The organism is Paenibacillus oleatilyticus, from assembly GCF_018998565.1.
GTDB lineage: Bacteria > Bacillota > Bacilli > Paenibacillales > NBRC-103111 > Paenibacillus_G > Paenibacillus_G oleatilyticus.
On record NZ_JAHNZO010000175.1, the window covers coordinates 1 to 343 of the forward strand.

The following is a 343-nucleotide window of genomic DNA, read 5'->3' on the forward strand; positions in this document are numbered from 1 at the left end:
CCGCGATCGTTGGGCGTCAGACTTTCATCATCGACAAACAAAAACACCTCTCCCCAGCGGCAACGGAACGTCTCTTGCTTGCCGGGCGTGCCGGCAAAGGGAGGGTGTAAATGTTCCGGGCAAGTCTGCCCAGGAAACAGCACCAGCTCTTTCGCGCAATACCGAGGTGAGTTGACGTAGGTCAGCAGCTGCAACCCGGAAGCGGGATAGTCGGCCAGACCAAACGTCGCAATTTCAATGCGTTGCTGTTCTTCTTCGGTCAAGATAATGTCCGCCTGGCGCAAATACTCCAGCGTAGCGGCTCTGGCGCTTTGTTGTTTGTTCATCATTCCCCCGGCAAAGT

General features: G+C 55.7%; 1 protein-coding gene. It reads right to left on the reverse strand.

Features of this window, described 5'->3' with window-relative positions; all coding sequences use genetic code 11:
* On the reverse strand, window positions 1-326 hold a 326-nt coding region (locus tag KQX66_RS39095; RefSeq protein ID WP_498047241.1), incomplete at its 3' end, for a cupin domain-containing protein.
* Between the last annotated feature and the right edge of the window lie 17 nt (window positions 327-343).